We start from the raw sequence: 19,313 nt of genomic DNA on the forward strand, positions 1-19,313 counted from the left end.
TCATTTTTGGCACAAACTTTTTGGCACAAAAAGGAGCTGCTGCTCCATAAATGATTACTCATCTATTTTGCAACAGCCCCTTTGTGTTGGATATATAAAATGAGCTGTCGCACGTTAGTGCGACAGCCCCTTTCGTGTTTTTACAGGTTTGAAAAGTAGGTCCGAAAGAGGGCAAAAAAGGTGATTTGTCTACTATTTGTCTACTGTTGAATTTTTACCTGTGATTGATAACTACAGGATCATTCAGAAGCGTGTCTGACATGATGTTTGCCACCTCTTCCGTGCTTTGACGTATGCTTTTTGTACCGGATTGCAATGGGATGGTCAAGGATCCATAAAAAATGTCGGCCCTGCTTGGATTTGTATTCTTGCTTGGTCTTGCCGTGATGATACTTTTTTACTGTTTAATGTTATACATTGGCAAAGGTCAAACATAATATTATAATACAAATAAGATAACTTGTGAAGGATTAACACTGGGTCCCAAAATGGGGTAGGCGCTTAGTACTGAGCATTCCTATGTGCCTGGGGTTATCTTTTTTCTTTGCCTTTTTTAGACTTTCCACAAAATACGCACGAAGTCTCACGTGTGTTCGATCCATATAAAAAGGACATGGACCATCAGTTATTGGATGGTTCCATGTCTTTTTTTATACGAATCTTTGCTCTTATTCTGTCAGTCTCTCCAGTTCCTCGTAAAACGCCGGATAGGAGATATTCACGCAGTCTGCGTCATGGATTTCCGTCTCCCCCTCAGCGGCCAGCGCGGCAACTGCGAAGGTCATTGCGATCCGGTGATCTTTATGGCTGTCAATGACAGCGCCGTGGAGCGGTTTTCCACCGTGGATGATCATGCCGTCTTCCGTCTCTTCGACATCAGCGCCCATCGCACGCAGGTTTTCGACCATGATGGCGATCCGGTTGGATTCCTTTACTTTCAATTCGGCGGCGTCGCGGATCACGGTGGTACCTTCTGCAAAACATGCCATCATGGCGATCGTCGGAAGTTCGTCGATGAGCGTCGGGATGATATCCCCTTCGATGGTGCAGGCTTTTAAGCTGCTGGTACGGACGAGGAGATCGGCCGTTGGCTCTGCGTTCCCGTGGTTCTCATTTAAGAGCGTCAGATCAGCGCCCATCGCCTCACAGACTTTGATGAGTCCGGCTCTTGTCGGATTGATCCCGACATTTTTTATCAGGACTTCGGAATTTGGCAGGATGAGGCCGGCTGCGACAAAATAGACGGATGAGGAGATGTCACCCGGGACATCGATCCGGTTGCCGAAAAGCTCCGTTGCCGGCCAGATCGTCACGGAAGTTTCTTTGGACTCCAGTTCAGCTCCGAAAAATTTCAGCATGAGTTCCGTGTGGTTTCTCGATACCTGCGGCTCAGTGACGGTCGTGAGACCGTCTGCATAGAGACCTGCGAGAAGAATGGCGGATTTCACCTGGGCGGAGGCAACTTTTGATGTGTAGTGGATGCCTGCGAGCGGCATTCCACAGATTTTAAGCGGCGCACAGTCATTGCCGCGGATGCTCTTGATGTCAGCGCCCATCATGGACAGCGGTTCGATGATCCGCTTCATAGGGCGCTTCTGGATCGATTCGTCACCGGTCAGTGTTACATCAAAATTCTGAGGAGCAAGAATGCCGGAGATGAGTCTCGTTGTCGTTCCGGAATTTCCACAGTCAAGCGTCCCGGACGGGGCGGTCAGCCCGTGCATGCCCTTTCCGTGGACGATTACGGTACCGTTTTTATTTTCAATCTCGATCCCCATGCGGCGGAAACAGCTGATGGTCGAAAGGCAGTCAGCGCCCTCTAAGAAATTGTGGATCTCCGTAGTCCCCTTCGCAATGGAGCCGAACATGACGCTGCGGTGGGAGATGGATTTATCACCCGGGACAGTGATCTCGCCCCGGATATGAGCTGCTTTATGGAGTTTCATGGTAAATACCTCGATGTTTTTATTTGCGTGAACAACGAGCCAAAGTCCGCGCTTGCGCGAGGCCTTGGCGACTGTCGCGATAACAAGGGGAAACTTGCTAAGCGTGTTTTCACTTGTTATTTTGTCAGAACGTAGTTGTGACTCTTCAGGAGACTTGCTGCCTCATTTTTCTGTTCTTCTTTATAAAAGGAAATGCGGAGAGCGCCTTCCCCTTCCTCACGGCTGTGATTGATGCCCATGTTTTTGACACTGATGCCCTTTGCGGCAAGGATCGCGGAGAGGACGGAGATGGATCCCGGTTCATCGAGAACATCGACACTGAAGGAATAATCGCGCTCGATCGGACCGCGGCCGCGGTTCGGGAAGGAAGAACGGTATTTTCCTGATTCCTCGAACATCCGGTAGATTGCACTTCCGTCATGGTGCTCGAGCGTATCACAGATGGACTCCAGGGACGCGATGTAGCGCTTCAGGAGAGTCAGGATATTTTCAGTATTTGTCATGCAGATCTGCTCCCACATGACAGGGGAGGAGGAGGCGATCCTCGTGATATCTTTAAAACCGCCGGCCGCCAGCCGCTTCATGATCTCGTCCTTCGAATCATTGTCATGGACAAGATTGACGAGACTGGACGCAACAAGGTGCGGGAGATGACTGATCGCGGCGACAGAAAAATCGTGCTCATGGTAATCCAGAACAAGCGGCAGGGCACCGATCGCCAGGGCGACTTCGCGGATCCGGTCGATCTGTTCCGGAGTCGATCTTGCGGTCGGAGTAATAACATAGTAGGCATTTTCGAGAAGATGGTCAGTTGAACTCTCATAACCGGTCTTTTCAGAGCCTGCCATCGGATGACCGCCAACGAAGACATCCTCATATCCGAGACGTTCCACAGCCTTGTGGATGTCGGTCTTTGTGCTGCCGATATCCGTGATAATGGCACCCGGTTTTAAGAACGGACGGACCTTTTCCAGATACATGGCATTGTACTCCACCGGGGTACAGAGAAAGATGATGTCACATGCGGAGAGCGTCTCATCGATCCCGTCAAGGATGATATCGATCGTCCCCTCTTTCTTTGCCTGCTCAAGCTTCGAGCGGGTCCGCATGTACGCCATAATGGTAATATCTTTATTTGCGCGGCGCAGGCCTCTGGCGATCGAACCGCCGATGAGACCAAGACCGATAAAACCAAAAGTAGAATCAGACATTTTGTAATCCCTCCTTTATCTCTTCGATTTTATAACATGGGTGTGGGAATGTCAACAGAAAAAAATCAACACTTTAAAGTGGCAAAATCAAAACCCGGATCATCGATGTATTTCTTATCTTTTTTCTGACTTAGAAAACTGCACGGCACTGTAACGACTGCGGAGGAGAGATCCTATTCACATTCTATAAAACTTTATAAATTGAAAACCCCGCGCTGCCATTCCATTCGCGGGCGGTGAGTTTCCGGGTGGGAGTGCTTGATCCCGGCACTCCCACCCGGAAACTCACCGCAAAACAAATCTTTCCTCAATCTCAAAAATATCGCAGAAAATAAGAAACCCACCCAGATTTTTAAAAGCTTTTCCGCCAAAACGCCCATGTTTTCCGCAATATCCCAAAAACAATCGAAAATATTTTGTGCAATTTCGATATTTAGCTTGAAAAATTCGAAAAGTTTTGGTAAAATATGACCATAGGCAATAAGCAGTATCGCCAGAACATCTGAACTCCGTAATTTGCGGAAGTCTTTTGAAAAAATGGCAAAAAAACATATACGGGAGGGATTCATATGGATATTTATGGAACAAAACAGATCCGAAATGTTGTACTTTTAGGGCACGGCGGCGCCGGTAAGACGACGGTAGCCGAGGCACTGGCTTATCTGACCGGCGTTACAAAGAGAATGGGCAAGGTTGCTGACGGAAATACGATCAGTGACTATGATAAAGAAGAGATCAAGAGACAGTTCTCGATCTCCACTACAATGGTTCCGATCGAGTACGAGGGAGCAGAAGGAAAGATCAAGATCAACCTTCTTGATACCCCGGGTTACTTCGATTTCGTTGGTGAAGTGGAAGAGGCTGTCAGCGCCGCTGACGCAGCGATCATTGTTGTAAACTGCAAGGCAGGGATCGAAGTTGGTACAGAAAAAGCATGGGATCTGTGTGAAGAATATAAACTCCCGAGAATCATATTTGTCACAAACATGGATGATGATCACGCATCCTTCCGTGAACTGATCTTAAAACTTGAGAAGAAGTTCGGAAGAAAGATCGCTCCGTTCCAGGTGCCGATCCGCGAAAACGAGAAATTCGTCGGTTTCGTAAACGCAGTCAAGATGCAGGGCCGCCGCTTTACGAACCTGTCCGATTATGAGGACTGCGAGATCCCGGAGTACACAAAGAAAAACCTCGGAATTATCCGTGACGCCCTGATCGAGGCGGTTGCCGAGACGAGTGAAGAGTACATGGAACGTTACTTCTCCGGCGAAGAATTCACGCAGGATGAGATTTATACCGCAGTACAGACTCATGTGTGCGACGGTTCGATCGTTCCGGTCATGATGGGTTCCGGAACCAACTGCCAGGGCTTCAATGCGCTGTTAAATGCGATCGACCGCTACTTCCCGTCACCGGATAAGGGCGAGTGCGTCGGCGTTGACGTATCAAACGGCGAGCATTTCACCGCAAAATACAATGACGAGGTTTCCCTCTCTGCGAGAGTATTCAAGACCATCGTTGACCCGTTTATCGGAAAATATTCCTTAATGAAGGTATGCACCGGAACATTAAAACCGGACAGCACCCTTTACAATGTAAATAAAGACGCAGAAGAAAAGATCGCAAAAGTCTACGTGCTGAGAGGCAAGGACGTGATCGAGGTTCCGGAGTTAAGGGCCGGTGATATCGGTGCTGTAGCGAAACTCTCCGTGACACAGACCGGCGATACGATCGCCCTCAGATCTGCTCCGATCGTATACCACAAACCGAAGATCTCCACACCGTACACTTATATGCGGTTTGCAGCCAAGACAAAGGGAGACGAGGACAAGATCTCCAGCGCACTCGCAAGAATGATGGAGGAGGATCTGACACTCCGCGTTGTGAACGATACGGAGAATCGTCAGAGCTTACTCTACGGAATCGGTGACCAGCAGCTCGAAGTTACAGTCAGCAAGCTTCTCGGCCGCTACAAAGTCGATGTGGAACTCTCCAAACCGAAATTTGCGTTCCGCGAGACGATCCGCAAGAAAGTGGAAGCTCCTGGCCGCTATAAGAAACAGTCCGGCGGACATGGACAGTTCGGTGATGTCAAGATGTCCTTTGAACCGTCCGGCGACCTTGAGACCCCGTATATTTTTGAAGAGAAAGTATTCGGCGGAGCGGTTCCGAAGAACTACTTCCCAGCAGTTGAAAAAGGCGTGCAGGAATGCTGCTTAAAGGGACCTCTGGCAGGATACCCGGTAGTCGGCATCAAGGCAACTCTTCTCGATGGCTCCTACCATCCGGTAGACTCCTCCGAGATGGCGTTCAAGATGGCATCAACAATGGCATTCAAGAAAGGATTTATGGAAGCAAATCCTGTTCTCTTAGAGCCGATCGCCTCTGTGAAAGTCGTTGTTCCGGATAAGTTCACCGGCGATGTTATGGGTGATTTGAACAGAAGAAGAGGACGCGTTCTCGGAATGAACTCTCTCCATGGCGGAAAACAGGAGATCGTGGCGGATGTCCCGATGTCCGAGATGTTCGGCTACAATACGGATCTCCGCTCCATGACTGGCGGTATCGGAGAATTCTCCTATGAATTCAGCCGTTACGAGCAGGCTCCTGGCGATGTACAGAAGAAAGAAGTGGAAGCGAGAACTGCAGGCGGAGAAGTGGACGCTTAAAGTTTTTGAAAGATAAGAATAGAGGTAACTATTCAGTAGGTCTGCTCACTTGCTGCGCTGACCGTAATAAAACATGGGACGGAAGGCAAAAATCCCATCGGCGAAGCTGATTTGGAATGGATTTTTGCACGTAACTGTGAGGACACTGAACAGTTACGAACAGACTACGAATTCAGGGATCAGCCGCAAGGCTGGTCCCCTTTTTTACGCGAACAACGAGCCAAAGTCCGCTCTTGCGCGAGACCTTGGCGACTGTCGCGATAACAAGGGGAAACTCGCGAAGCGTGTTTTCACTTGTTGAGGTCAAAAGATATTTACGTTCCGCCTGATACAGGCAAATTCCATTCCCTGCCTATTACCTTGCAGAAGAGGTAAGAGACTTCCGTAGCCTTGTTAAAATACAGACTTCCTGACCGGAGTGAGGAGATTTCCCGGAACGTTCACAGTTTTGCCGAAGTTATGCCATAGTTTTCCATTGACTTACATCTGGACAGAAAGAGAGAAAAATGGTATAGTTATAAACTGATAAGCTATAAATGTAGACGAATGAACGGAAAAATCGTTACAGTTTATGGATGACCGTTTTATGAACAAAGACTGGAACGTGACAGCCTGCTGATCGGATAAAAGATTTCCGGGATGCAGAATGCTCCGACAGAAAATGAGGAATTAGAATGAGAAAATGGTTTTTGATCATGGCCGCGGCGCTTGTACTCTGCTCCGCGTGCGGAAAGAAAGACACTTCGGTGAACGGTGTGACCCAGGAAGCGCAGGCAAGTTCAACAGAAGCGGAGAGCCTTTATAAGGAAGGAGCCGGGTATGTTGGAGAAGAAGATTATGAGAGTGCGATCGAATCACTGTTAAAATGTATTGAACTCGATCCGAATTACAGCAAAGCTTATATCCAGCTTTCCAAGGCATATATCGGAAATGAGGAATATGACGAGGCGGAGGCAATCTTAAAACAGGGATATGAAAAGACGAAAGATCCGTCCCTGGAGAAAGAGCAGGAGAACTGCATCCGCTCGATCTGCCAGGTCCTGACAGACAATGAAGACTATGAGACTGCGATCCCGTGGCTCTTAAAGCTTCAGGAGATCGACGGGGTTACCGTGGAGAACTCCTTACAGCTCTCAGAAGCGTACTCCATGATGGATGACTACGAAAACGCAGTGGCAGTCCTCCAGAAAGCGGATCAGAACGATGAGAGTATTAAAAGTGCTCTGCTGGAGGCGAGAATTTCCTACGGGCAGTATTGTTATGACGAAGGGAAAAATGACCAGGCGATTGAGACTTTAAAGGCCGTGATCGATGAAGCTCCGGACCGGATCGATGCGTATTCCATGCTGATCACCGTGTATGTTGATACCGGAAAGGCAAAAGAGGCGGAGAGCATCGTCCAGAGCGGACTGGAGCGCTTTGTCAACCAGAATTCCACGGTGACGGATGAGCAGCTGGATGAATTTTTAAATTCAGCATCCTCCTATTATATGGAACTTGAGGATGTGGATGCATGCCTGAAATTCTGGGAGAAGGCAGCTTCCATGAGACCTGGAAATAAGAGCTATAAAGAGGAACTGGACAGTTATCGTTCTTCCGCAGCGGATGAGGCATATGCGAAAGCAGATGAACTCCTGGAGGCCGGAGATGTGGAAGGCGCTTCCAAATATTACAAACGTGCGTTCGCACTGGCTCCGTCCAACTATGACGCGGGCGTGATCAGCGGTGGAGATTATACATATTGCCTTAACAAGGACGGTTCCTGGAGACTTGGATGGTATACGGATGAGACCGGCGGCTCTTATTACTTCAGCTCGGCGGCCGGACGCCTCTATGCGAGTGCAGTGACAGGATACCAGCAGCTTGACGGCGCGGTATATTACTTCGAGGATGACGGAAGAATGCTGGTGGACGACACGACTCCGGACGGACGTTTCGCGGATGTGGACGGAAAATTGTTGGATCACAATCCATATGAGGATGATGAGACAGCCGGCGATGAGACGGATGCTGCAGATGAAACGGAAGAAGAAACGGCGGCAGAGACCGAAGAGGAAACTTCCGCTGCGGCAAAGGAGACGACAGCGGCGGTAAAAGAAACTGTGAAGGAGACCACAAAGGCAAATCCGCAGCCGACACAGGCAGCAGCCGTAAATTCCGGAAATCTGAAACTGAATGCCGATACGCTCCAGGAGGCAAGCGACAAGGGCGGAACAAACACTTACGAGAAGACGGAACTCTTTGACGGATCGACTGGAAAACTTACGATGGGCGATGTATATAACTGTCTGTCCAAATACGGAAAGACCGAGTGGGTATCCCAGAAGCTTCCGTATGAGCTGAAAGTTGCAAACGTAAAGGTATGGATCCTTCCGGGCGACAACTGGAATACAACAGGACTTGTCATCAAGGATGCATCCCAGTACTTCGAGGTCCTGAAGAAGAAAGCACTTCCTGACAATGTACAGTTTGCGGTCGAGTTTGACTCCTCCGCAGCCGATAAGCTGGATATCAGCAAGGTGAGACGTACGAACGGAAACTAAAAATTGCAATAATATAAGAAGGGGCGGGAATCCCGGCAGAAGTGTCAGGGTTCCCGCCCTTTTTCCAGTTTGCGCGAACAGCGAGCCAAAGTCCGCCCTTTCTTATGAAACTAAAAAGCGCCGCCTGGGATCCATAATAGAAACCGGGCGGCGTAAAAGATTTTCTGAAATTCAGGATTACAGAAGTCCCTCGTTGTACTTTCTGATGAGCTTCTGGATCTTGTCTGTCGGGGACAGGGAGTTTCCGATGGAAACGTCGTGGTTTAAGGAGTTGATGATGGCAGCAATGTACTTGCTCATATCAGCTTCCACATACCATTCCTTTGTGAAGAGTTCCGGGGAACGGTAGTTTAAGTTTGTTGTGACAACGCTGTCGATATAACCCTTCTGGTAGAACTCGTCGAATTTGTCGAAGCCTGCAGTGAAGAGACCGAAGGTACAGCATACAACAACCTTCTCAGCTTTGCGCTCCTTTAACTCTTTTGCGGTGTCGAGCATGCTCTCGCCGGATGCGATCATATCGTCGACAACGATCACAGTCTTTCCTTCTACAGAGCTTCCGAGGAACTCATGGGCAACGATCGGGTTTCTTCCGTTGATGACCTTGGAGTAGTCTCTTCTCTTGTAGAACATACCCATATCAACGCCGAGGTTGTTGGCGAGGTATACGGCACGGCTCATAGCACCCTCATCCGGGCTGATGACCATTAAGTGGTCTTTATCGATCTTTAAGGTATTGTCATGTTTAAACAGTGCTTTTACGAACTGGTAGGTCGGCATGAAATTGTCGAGACCGGATAACGGGATCGCATTCTGTACACGCGGGTCGTGTGCATCAAATGTGATGATGTTGGACACGCCCATGCTTACTAACTCTTCAAGCGCCATTGCGCAGTCTAAAGACTCTCTGTGAGTACGCTTATGCTGACGGCTCTCGTAAAGGAACGGCATGATCACGTTGATGCGGTGTGCAGTTGATGCGGTCGCACCGATGATCCTCTTTAAGTCCTGGTAGTGGTCATCCGGGGACATGTGGTTTACATATCCGGACATCTTGTAGGTGAGAGAGTGGTTTGTCACATCGACCATGCAGAAAATATCGGTTCCGCGAACAGACTCATTTACGATTCCCTTTGCTTCACCGCTTCCGAAACGCGGGCATGCGCAGTCGAGAAGGTAGGAGTCAACATCGTAGCCGCGGTACTGTAAATTGCCCTGACGGCGAATTAATTCTTCCGTATCGTTGCGGCGGAAGTTTACGATGTGGTCATTGACTTTCTGCGCAAGATCACGGCAGCTCTCAAGAGCAGCGATCTTAAGCGGTGCGAGCGGCAGACGGTCGTTGAAAACGTACTGATTAGACATGTCAGATAATCCTCCGATTTTTAGTGGTGCGGTCTGATCTCTTGTCAGGTCAGACTGTCCGATCATATTTTTGACCTGCATTTCCTTATTATACGGGATGAGCAGGCATTCCACGCCGAGTATACCATTTTCGGACATTTTTCGTCAATAGTTTCGCATGAAAATTCGTCAGAACATTCCTTTACAAATTGGAGGAAGATTGGTATGATTGTGTTTAGAACCATGCAGGAAGGGAAAATAAAGTGAAATATCAGGGACATAAAATTACGGCAGTCGCTCCCGGTTCCATCGCAGAAGAACTGGAACTGGAGCCGGGCGATGTGCTTCTTACCATAGACGGGGAGGAACTGGAAGATATCTTCGACTATGATTATATGACGGACGCTGAGAGCTTCGTGATGGTCGTCCGGAAAGCAGACGGCGAAGAGTGGGAACTTGAGATCGAGAGCGGCGGGGAGGACTTAGGACTCACCTTCGAGAACGGACTCATGAGTGACTACAAGTCATGTTCCAACAAGTGCATATTCTGCTTTATCGACCAGATGCCGCCGGGAATGCGTGAAACTCTCTACTTTAAGGACGATGACTCGAGACTTTCGTTCCTCCAGGGAAACTACATCACCCTGACAAATATGAAGGACAAGGATATCGAGCGTATCATCCGTTTCCATCTGGCTCCGATCAATATCTCGGTCCAGACGATGAACCCGGAGCTGCGCTGCAAAATGCTCCACAACCGGTTTGCGGGGGAGGCGTTAAAGAAGATCGACCGGCTTTACGAGGCGGAGACGGAGATGAACGGGCAGATCGTTCTCTGCAAAGGCGTCAATGACGGAAAGGAACTGGCGTACACGATCGAGCAGCTCTCAAAGTATGCGCCGGTAATGCAGAGTGTGTCGGTTGTTCCGGTCGGACTCTCGAAATACCGTGACGGCCTTTATCCGCTGGAACCGTTTACAAAGGAAGATGCCTGTGAGGTCATCGACCTGATCGAAAAATGGCAGAAGATCAATTATGAGCGCCACGGGATCCATTTTATCCATGCAAGCGACGAGTGGTATATTCTGGCGGAACGGGAGATGCCGGAGGAAGGACGCTATGACGGATATATCCAGCTGGAAAATGGCGTCGGCATGCTGCGCCTCCTTCAGGAAGAGGTGATGGACGCCCTGGACGGGAAGAAGGACGACGGGGTGAAGGAAGAACTCTCGATCGCGACGGGATACCTGCCGTACCCGTATCTGGAAAAGCTTGTGAGGGAGATCGAAAAGGTCTATCCGGGACGAAACGTCCATGTATATCGGATCCGGAATGACTTCTTCGGGGAGAAGATCACGGTGGCCGGCCTCATCACGGGGCAGGATCTGATCGCACAGCTGAAAGAAAGACCGCTGGGAGAGAGATTGCTTCTTCCGGCCGTCATGTTCAAAAGCGGAGAAGAAGTTTTCCTGGATGACATCACAAAGACCCAGGCGGAAGATGCTTTACAGATTCCGATAAATATAGTAAAATCAAGCGGATATGACCTTGTCGATGCGATCCTCGATCCGGAAGCGGCGAGAGAGCAGACTGCGGAACACGGGGCATATGAGCTTACAATGAAAGATGCCGGACTCACGGAAGACGGAGAAGTCATTCCGGACTGGGACGGCGAAGTATAGAAATGAGGAAAAAATATGAGTAAACCAGTAGTGGCGATCGTCGGCAGACCGAATGTGGGAAAATCCACACTCTTTAATGTACTTGCCGGCAGCACGATCTCGATCGTAAAAGATACTCCGGGTGTGACAAGAGACCGTATCTATGCGGACTGCACCTGGTTAAACAACAACTTTACCCTGATCGATACAGGCGGAATCGAGCCGGATTCCAAGGACATCATCCTTGCCCAGATGCGGGAACAGGCTCAGATCGCGATCGATACCGCGGACGTGATCATTTTCATCGTCGATGTCCGCCAGGGACTTGTTGACGCGGATTCCAAGGTTGCGGACATGCTCAGAAAGTCCAAGAAACCGGTCGTTCTTGCGGTCAACAAAGTGGACAGTATGGCAAAATTCGGAAATGATGTATACGAATTCTACAACCTCGGAATCGGCGATCCGGTTCCGGTATCCGCAGCGTCGAGACTCGGTCTCGGTGAGCTCCTTGACGAGGTAGTAAAATACTTCCGTGAGGACCAGTATGACGACAGCGAGGACGACCGTCCGAGGATCGCGATCGTCGGAAAACCGAATGTCGGAAAATCTTCCATTATCAATAAGCTTCTCGGCGAGAACCGTGTGATCGTGTCCAACATCGCCGGAACAACGAGAGATGCCGTTGATACGGAGATCGTGAGAAACGGCACGGAATATATCTTTATCGATACGGCCGGTCTCAGAAGAAAGAGCAAGATCAAAGAGGATATCGAGCGCTACAGCATCATCCGCACGGTAACAGCCGTTGAGCGCGCTGACGTGGTCCTCATGGTCATCGACGCCGTTGAGGGGATCACCGAGCAGGATGCGAAGATCGCCGGGATCGCCCATGACCGCGGAAAAGGCGTGATCGTTGTTGTCAACAAGTGGGATGCGATCGAGAAGAATGATAAGACGATCTATGAGTACACAAGAAAATTAAAAGAGACCCTGTCCTATATGCCGTATGCGGAGTATATCTTCGTGTCCGCCCTGACCGGACAGAGAATGGAAAAACTCTTTGAGCTGATCGATATGGTCCGCGAGAACCAGACGCTCCGTGTGGCGACCGGCGTCTTAAACGAGATCGTGACAGAAGCTGTCGCGATGCAGCAGCCGCCGTCCGATAAGGGCAAACGCTTAAAGATCTACTATGTGACCCAGGTTGCGGTAAAACCGCCGACCTTCGTAATTTTCGTGAACGATAAGGAGTTAATGCATTTCTCCTACACGAGATACCTGGAAAACAAGATCCGTGAGGCCTTTGGCTTCCGCGGAACATCCCTGAAATTCATCATCCGTGAGAGGAAGGAGAAGGATTAAGCGATGGGCAGAGTGCTTTGTCTTGTTATAGGTTATGTGTTCGGATTATTCCAGACAGGATATCTTTACGGGAAGATGAACCATATCGATATCAGAAATTACGGCAGCGGAAACTCCGGAACGACAAACGCGCTCCGGGTTCTCGGAAAGAAGGCGGGACTCATCGTCTTTGCGGGCGACTTTTTAAAGACTGTTTTCGCATGTCTTGCAGCCCGGATCATCTTTAAAGCAAGCCCGGATACAGACCTCTACGTGCTCTATGCGGGTCTCGGAGTTGTCCTTGGACATAATTTCCCGTGCTATCTGCACTTTAAAGGCGGAAAAGGGATCGCATCCATGGCGGGGATCCTCGTGTCCATGGACTGGCGCGTGACGCTCGTCTGTGCGGCTCTGTTCCTCGGCGCTGTGATCATCACAAGATATGTGTCCCTGGGATCGATCCTGGTCGTGATCTCATTCTTCATCCAGATGCTGATCTATGGATCACGGGGGGATTACCGTGTGTCCGAAGGAAGTCTCATGGAGTTTTTTGCCATCTCCTTTATTCTGATGGCGATGGCGATCTGGAGACACAGGGCAAATATTAAACGACTGCTATCCGGTACGGAGAATAAGCTCTGGGGCGGAAAGAAATAAACCGGCATCAGGTGCGTACATAAGAAAATCAACCTTAGGGCGTAGAAAAAGGAGTTCCTGAACATGGAAAAGATTGGTATTATCGGTTCCGGTACATGGGGAACCGCAATTGCGGTACTGCTGGTAAATAACGGACATGAGGTGACACTCTGGTCCGCGATCCCGGCAGAGATCGAGGAGATGGCAAAGACAAGGACCCACAGGAATCTTCCGGGTGTGACACTTCCGGAAGGACTCATCTATACTGCGGATCTTGAAAAGGCGATGGCGGATAAAGATCTTCTTGTGATGGCAGTCCCGTCTGTTTTCGTGCGCAGTACGGCGCAGAAGATGAAACCGTTCTGTAAGGATGGCCAGCTCATTGTCGATGTCGCAAAGGGGATCGAGGAGAATACTCTCGATACAATGACACAGATCATCAAAGAGGAGCTCCCGATGGCTGAGACGGCCGTTCTCTCCGGACCGAGCCACGCGGAAGAGGTAAGCCGCGGACTCCCAACGCTCTGTGTTGCGGGATCCCACAAAAAGAAGATCGCGGAGTATATCCAGTCTACCTTCATCAGTCCGGTATTCCGTGTATACACGAGTCCGGATGTCCTGGGGATCGAGACAGGAGCAGCGTTGAAGAACGTTGTTGCCCTGGCGGCCGGGATCGCTGACGGTCTTGGTTACGGGGACAATGCAAAAGCGGCCCTCATCACCCGCGGAATGGCGGAGATCGCGAGACTTGGCGTTGCCATGGGCGGAAAATATCAGACTTACACAGGACTCTCCGGGATCGGAGACCTGATCGTGACATGTGCAAGCATGCACAGCAGAAACCGCCGTGCCGGGATCCTCATCGGAAAAGGATACACGATGGAGGAAGCCATGAAGGAAGTCCAGATGGTGGTGGAAGGCGTTTATTCCGCAAAGGCTGCGAGAGCGCTTGCAAAGAAATATAACGTCTCCATGCCGATCGTTGAACAGGTCAACGAGGTCCTGTTTGAAGGAAAACCGGCGAAGGAGGCCGTTGCTGACCTGATGCTCCGCGACAAGCGCATCGAGCACAGCGACCTTCCGTGGGAATAAAGATCCGGACAGACCTGCCGCATGAGTGAATAAAAACATCCCCCTCGCGCATACACTGAAACAGTATATGCGAGGGGGTATTTTTATGGATGATTTCCATGTATACAAGGATATCGAGGCGAGGACGGGCGGCGAGATCTATGTGGGCGTCGTGGGACCCGTGCGCACCGGGAAATCTACGTTTATCAAGCGGTTTATGGAACTTCTCGTTCTTCCGAACCTTCCGGACGGGCAGAAAAAGTCGCAGACCAGGGATGAACTCCCGCAGAGCGCCGCTGGGAAGACGATCATGACCACGGAGCCGAAGTTTATCCCGAAGGAGGCGGCGGAGCTGGAACTCGCGGAGGGGATCCGGGCGAAGGTGCGGCTCATCGACTGCGTGGGATTTATGGTGGAAGGCGCCGCAGGACACACGGAAAACGGGGAGGAACGGCTTGTGAAGACTCCCTGGTACGACTACGAGATCCCCTTTACCCAGGCGGCGGAGATCGGGACAAGAAAGGTGATCCGGGACCATTCCACCATCGGTATTGTCGTGGCCTGCGACGGGAGCTTCGGTGAGCTTACCAGGGAGGACTTCCGGGAAGCGGAAGAGCAGACAATCTCAGAGCTAAAGGAGATCGGAAAGCCGTTCCTGATCGTGCTCAATTCCACGAGACCGTATGCGGCGGATACGAAAGCGCTGGCGCTTAAGATGGAAAACCAGTACGGAGTTCCGGTCCGGGCGGCAAACTGTGAGCAGTTAAAGAAGGAGGACATTGAGGAGATCCTGGGGACAGTCCTTCTGGAGTTCCCCGTGACGGAACTCGACCTCGAGATCCCGAAGTGGGCGGAGATCCTGCCGGATACCCATGCGATCAAGGCGGACATGATCGCGGAGGCGGAAAAGCTTTTAAAACGTTCTGTTCAGATGAAAGATGTGCCGAAGGAGACGGTCCCGGAAGAAGACCGGGCGGTGAAAAAGCTGATCGCGGATGAACTCGATCTTGCGAGCGGGCGCGTGACGATCCGGGTCGTCGTCGACGAGAATGCGTACTTTGAGGTCCTGAGCGACATCTCCGGACTGCCGGTGCGCGATGAATACAGCCTGTTTAAGATCCTAAAAGATTCAGCGGAGATGCAGGGCGAGTATGAGAAGGTGAAAAATGCCCTGGCGGAGGTCCGGCAGAAAGGATACGGCATCGTCCTGCCGGATAAGACGGAGATTTCCCTGGATGAGCCGGAGCTGATCCGCCACGGCAGCAAATACGGGGTGAAGATCCATGCCCAGGCTCCGTCCATCAATCTTATCAAAGCGCGGATCGAGACGGAGATCGCCCCGATCGTCGGAAACGAGCAGCAGGCGAAGGATCTGATCGCGTACATAAAGGACGGGGAAGCGACGGAGGACGGCGTCTGGGATACGAATATCTTTGGAAAATCTGTGGAACAGATCGTGGAGGACGGCATGCAGGCGAAGATCTCCCAGATGACAGAGGATTGCCAGATGAAACTCCAGGATACGCTACAGAAAATTATCAATGACAGTAATGGAGGAATGATTTGCATAATTATCTGAAATTTGCTATAATAGATGCAAATAATACAGCTGATTTGCAGCGCGAGGAGGGGTTCCATGAAACTGACATTTATCGGCGCGGATCATGAAGTGACTGGCAGCTGCCATTATCTCAATGCGGCTGGAAAAAACATCCTGATCGATTATGGTATGGAACAGGGCGGAAACGTCTATGAGAATGCGGATCTTCCAATGCCGTTCTCCGATGTGGATTACATCTTTATCACCCACGCCCATATCGACCACACGGGCCTTTTGCCGTTGATCTACGCGAAGGGCTTCAAGGGTCAGATCTTTGCGACCCAGGCGACCTGTGATCTCTGCAACATTATGTTAAAGGACAGTGCCCACATCCAGGAGATGGAGGCAGAGTGGAAGAACAGAAAGGCGAGACGTGCCGGAAATCCGGAAGTTCAGGCACTCTACACGGTCAATGACGCTGAGGGCGTCTTAAAGCACTTTGTCCCGTGCCACTACGGCGATATCCTGACGATCTGTGAAGGGATCGAGGTACGCTTTACTGATGTCGGCCATCTGCTCGGCTCCGCGTCCATCGAGATCTGGATCGACGAGGACGGCGTAAAGAAAAAGATCGTGTTCTCCGGCGATATCGGAAACAAGAATAAGCCGCTGATCAAGGACCCGCAGTATACGGATGAGGCGGATTATGTGGTGATGGAGTGCACTTACGGCGACCGCTCCCATGACAGGACCCATGAGCACATCGAGGAGTTCGCGAAGATCATCCAGAGAACTTTGGACCGCGGAGGAAATGTTGTGGTCCCGGCCTTTGCGGTGGGCAGGACTCAGGAGATCCTTTACTTTATCCGTAAGATCAAGGAAGAGGGACTCGTCACCGGACATGACGGATTCCCGGTCTATGTGGACAGCCCGCTGGCTGTCGAGGCGACCCATGTGTTCAATAAAAACATTTCCGAGTGCTTTGACGAGGAGGCAATGGATCTTGTGAACCGGGGTATCAATCCGATCGGATTCCCCGGACTGAAACTTTCCGTCAGCAGTGACGATTCCAAGGCTATAAACTTCAATTCAGAGCCGAAGGTCATTGTTTCCGCGGCAGGTATGTGTGATGCCGGACGAATCCGCCACCACTTAAAACATAACCTCTGGAGGCAGGAATGTACGATCGTATTCGCCGGATATCAGGCTATCGGAACGCTTGGGCGAAGCCTGATTGATGGTGCGGAGGTCGTAAAGCTCTTCGGTGAGACGATCGACGTGGAAGCGGAGATCGTGAGGTTAGACGGACTTTCCGGTCACGCGGACAGGGAGGGACTTCTCACCTGGATCAATGCATTCAAGAAGAAACCGGGCCGCGTGTTTATGGTACACGGCGATGACCTTGTGTGCACGAAGTTCGCGAATCTCCTGCGGTCAGACTACGACCTTGTGGCGGACGCCCCGTTCTCGGGATCGGAGTTCGATCTGGCAGCGGGTGTATGGCTCAAACAGACCGTCGGCGTTCCGATCCAGAAGGAGACTGCAAGACAGAAGGAGAACAAGTCGATCTTCGCTCTTCTCGTGGCTGCAGGAGAACGTCTGGTGCGGATCATCCAGAAGAACCGCGACTGTGCAAACAAGGATATCAAGAAGTTTACGGCGGAGGTCAATGCACTCTGCGAAAAATGGGATCTCTGACTGCGGCTTATGACTGAGTGAGCCCGGAATATCATGAAATAAGACATCCTGAGAGGAAACAATACGACATGAAAGTGACACTTTATACAGACGGAGCGGCCCGCGGAAACCCGGACGGGCCGGGCGGATACGGAGCAGTGCTCCAGTTTATCGATAAAAACGGGGTTCTCCACGAGAAGGAGCTGTCCGCGGGATATGTGCGGACCACCAATAACCGGATGGAGCTGATGGCCGCGATCGCGGGACTTGAGGCGTTAAACAGGTCTTGTGAGGTGGACCTCTATTCGGATTCGAAATATCTGGTGGATGCCTTCAACCAGAAATGGATCGATGGCTGGGTGAGAAACAACTGGGTCCGCCCGAAGACAGGACCGGTGAAGAACTCGGACCTCTGGAAACGGCTGCTTGCCGCGATGAACCCGCATAAAGTGACGTTCCACTGGGTCAAAGGCCACGACGGACATCCCGGAAACGAGCGCTGTGACCGGCTGGCCACCGGCGCCGCGGACGGAGGGAATCTGCTGGTGGATGAAGGAGTAGAAAACTAGGACTGTCAAATACCCGGGTATTCCAGCATGAAAGTCCGCTGGTCTGCACGGTCGCTTGATGACACTTTTTACAAAAGTCTTACAATCTATTACTAATTTGCGTTTTTTGTTCACAAAGATCTTCCGATATGGTATCTTTTTAGTAGAATGACAGCAGCTGTAAAAGGGGCTGTAACTGTGAGAGTACCGAACAGTTACAAGAGACTGAAAAGAGCGGGAGAGAGCATATATGGGCAGACGCAGAATATGGTTGATCATTATCGGGATCCTGATAGCCGGGGTATCCATCACGTGGGCAGTGGAACGGTTTGTTTCCTCACGGGGAGTGGATACCGCGGCTGTCGTTGGTTTTGAGGCGGATGCCCTGCCGCAGGGGCCTGTGGACGCGGGAAATCCCTATGCGGTAGAAAACAGGATGAAGGCGGCGGGAACGCCGGATCCACAGACTCCGGAAGATGCGGAAGTCAGTGCCCTTGCAATGGCAGAGAATGAGATGGCAGTGGAGGAGAGCGAAACAGGGGCAGCGGCAGAGAACGCAGCAAAAGATCTGCAGGCTTTTGAGGAGACCGTGAAATCCCCGCTGGAAACAGGCAGTGCCGTTTCGGAGGCACAGAAGAACGAGAAATCTGCGGCGGAATATACGCTCTCAGACTTTAAAGAACGTCTTGAGACGGCGCGGACCGAGGCGGAAAAATACCAGGATGATCCGTCGATGAGCCAGACTTCCCGGTATGCTGCGGCGGAGTATGTGCGGAATCTCTGGGACCGGGAGCTGAATATAATCTACGCAGAGATCCACAAAGCGATGGACGAGAATGCGGCGGAATCGCTCCGGCACGAGGAGGTGGAGTGGATCAAAAAGAGGGATCTTGCGGCAGATAAGGCCAGCGCAAAAAGATCCGGTACACCTGCCCAGAGCGTCGAGTATGTCCGGACATCGGCCAATATGACAATGGACCGGTGCTATGAACTCTTAAAGAGCTATGGGGACTATCTGGAACCTGGGGAAGGTCCGGGGGAAAAGTAAAAAACATCTTGCCAACCGAACAAGAAACGATTATAGTATAAGTTATGAGAATCTGCGCCAAAGACCGTACCACCGGCT

14 protein-coding genes are annotated in these 19,313 nt (G+C 50.9%); 10 read left to right on the top strand and 4 right to left on the bottom strand.

From position 1 onward, the window contains the following. Positions 1–668: 668 nt before the first annotated feature. The 3 genes from aroA to GPK90_RS10995 form a co-directional block, all read right to left on the bottom strand. Positions 669–1,946 (bottom strand): 3-phosphoshikimate 1-carboxyvinyltransferase, encoded by a 1,278-nt coding sequence (aroA, locus tag GPK90_RS10985; RefSeq protein ID WP_215702985.1) that lies wholly within the window; start codon positions 1,944–1,946, stop codon positions 669–671. 116 nt (positions 1,947–2,062) lie between these two features. Then, complete coding sequence (locus GPK90_RS10990) at positions 2,063–3,157, bottom strand: prephenate dehydrogenase (RefSeq protein ID WP_215702986.1); 1,095 nt, start codon at positions 3,155–3,157, stop codon at positions 2,063–2,065. A gap of 194 nt (positions 3,158–3,351) precedes the next feature. Further along, the gene (locus GPK90_RS10995) at positions 3,352–3,726 is read right to left on the bottom strand and encodes a hypothetical protein (RefSeq protein ID WP_215702987.1); all 375 of its coding nucleotides are present in this window, start codon (positions 3,724–3,726) and stop codon (positions 3,352–3,354) included. Here GPK90_RS10995 and GPK90_RS11000 point away from each other — a divergent pair, their 5' ends adjacent. Together GPK90_RS11000 and GPK90_RS11005 are read left to right on the top strand one after the other, a co-directional pair. Then, on the top strand, positions 3,727–5,826 hold the full coding sequence (locus tag GPK90_RS11000; RefSeq protein ID WP_118297904.1) for an elongation factor G: 2,100 nt from the start codon (positions 3,727–3,729) through the stop codon (positions 5,824–5,826). Between the two features lie 674 nt (positions 5,827–6,500). Beyond that, the gene (locus GPK90_RS11005) at positions 6,501–8,369 is read left to right on the top strand and encodes a tetratricopeptide repeat protein (protein WP_215702988.1); all 1,869 of its coding nucleotides are present in this window, start codon (positions 6,501–6,503) and stop codon (positions 8,367–8,369) included. A gap of 177 nt (positions 8,370–8,546) precedes the next feature. Here GPK90_RS11005 and GPK90_RS11010 read toward each other — a convergent pair whose 3' ends face one another. Then, positions 8,547–9,734, bottom strand: coding sequence for a ribose-phosphate pyrophosphokinase (locus tag GPK90_RS11010; RefSeq protein ID WP_118298054.1), 1,188 nt, complete (start codon positions 9,732–9,734; stop codon positions 8,547–8,549). A 242-nt stretch (positions 9,735–9,976) separates the two neighbouring features. On the opposite strand from GPK90_RS11010, the gene GPK90_RS11015 reads away from it, so the two are divergent. The 8 genes from GPK90_RS11015 (at position 9,977) to GPK90_RS11050 (ending at position 19,235) form a co-directional block, all read left to right on the top strand. After that, complete coding sequence (locus GPK90_RS11015) at positions 9,977–11,395, top strand: DUF512 domain-containing protein (RefSeq protein WP_215702989.1); 1,419 nt, start codon at positions 9,977–9,979, stop codon at positions 11,393–11,395. Positions 11,396–11,410: 15 nt separating this feature from the next. Further along, positions 11,411–12,736 carry a ribosome biogenesis GTPase Der gene (der, locus tag GPK90_RS11020; RefSeq protein WP_015554291.1) on the top strand — a complete coding sequence of 442 codons (1,326 nt, stop codon included), beginning with the start codon at positions 11,411–11,413 and terminating at the stop codon, positions 12,734–12,736. Positions 12,737–12,739: 3 nt separating this feature from the next. Then, positions 12,740–13,372 carry a glycerol-3-phosphate 1-O-acyltransferase PlsY gene (gene plsY, locus GPK90_RS11025; RefSeq protein ID WP_215702990.1) on the top strand — a complete coding sequence of 211 codons (633 nt, stop codon included), beginning with the start codon at positions 12,740–12,742 and terminating at the stop codon, positions 13,370–13,372. A 63-nt stretch (positions 13,373–13,435) separates the two neighbouring features. Then, positions 13,436–14,443, top strand: a complete 1,008-nt coding sequence (locus tag GPK90_RS11030) for an NAD(P)H-dependent glycerol-3-phosphate dehydrogenase (RefSeq protein ID WP_118529754.1) — start codon at positions 13,436–13,438, stop codon at positions 14,441–14,443. A gap of 85 nt (positions 14,444–14,528) precedes the next feature. Next, on the top strand, positions 14,529–16,001 hold the full coding sequence (spoIVA, locus tag GPK90_RS11035) for a stage IV sporulation protein A (RefSeq protein ID WP_215702991.1): 1,473 nt from the start codon (positions 14,529–14,531) through the stop codon (positions 15,999–16,001). A gap of 57 nt (positions 16,002–16,058) precedes the next feature. Beyond that, on the top strand, positions 16,059–17,660 hold the full coding sequence (locus GPK90_RS11040) for an MBL fold metallo-hydrolase RNA specificity domain-containing protein (protein WP_215702992.1): 1,602 nt from the start codon (positions 16,059–16,061) through the stop codon (positions 17,658–17,660). 68 nt (positions 17,661–17,728) lie between these two features. Beyond that, entirely contained in the window at positions 17,729–18,208 is a 480-nt protein-coding gene (gene rnhA, locus GPK90_RS11045) for a ribonuclease HI (RefSeq protein ID WP_215702993.1), read from the top strand. 229 nt (positions 18,209–18,437) lie between these two features. Further along, positions 18,438–19,235: a lysozyme inhibitor LprI family protein gene (locus GPK90_RS11050; RefSeq protein WP_215702994.1), complete on the top strand. Its 798-nt coding sequence runs from the start codon at positions 18,438–18,440 to the stop codon at positions 19,233–19,235. Positions 19,236–19,313: the final 78 nt, after the last annotated feature.

Origin of the sequence: Clostridium sp. MCC344, assembly GCF_018785365.1 — a bacterium.
Classification (GTDB): Bacteria; Bacillota; Clostridia; order Lachnospirales; family Lachnospiraceae; genus Pilosibacter.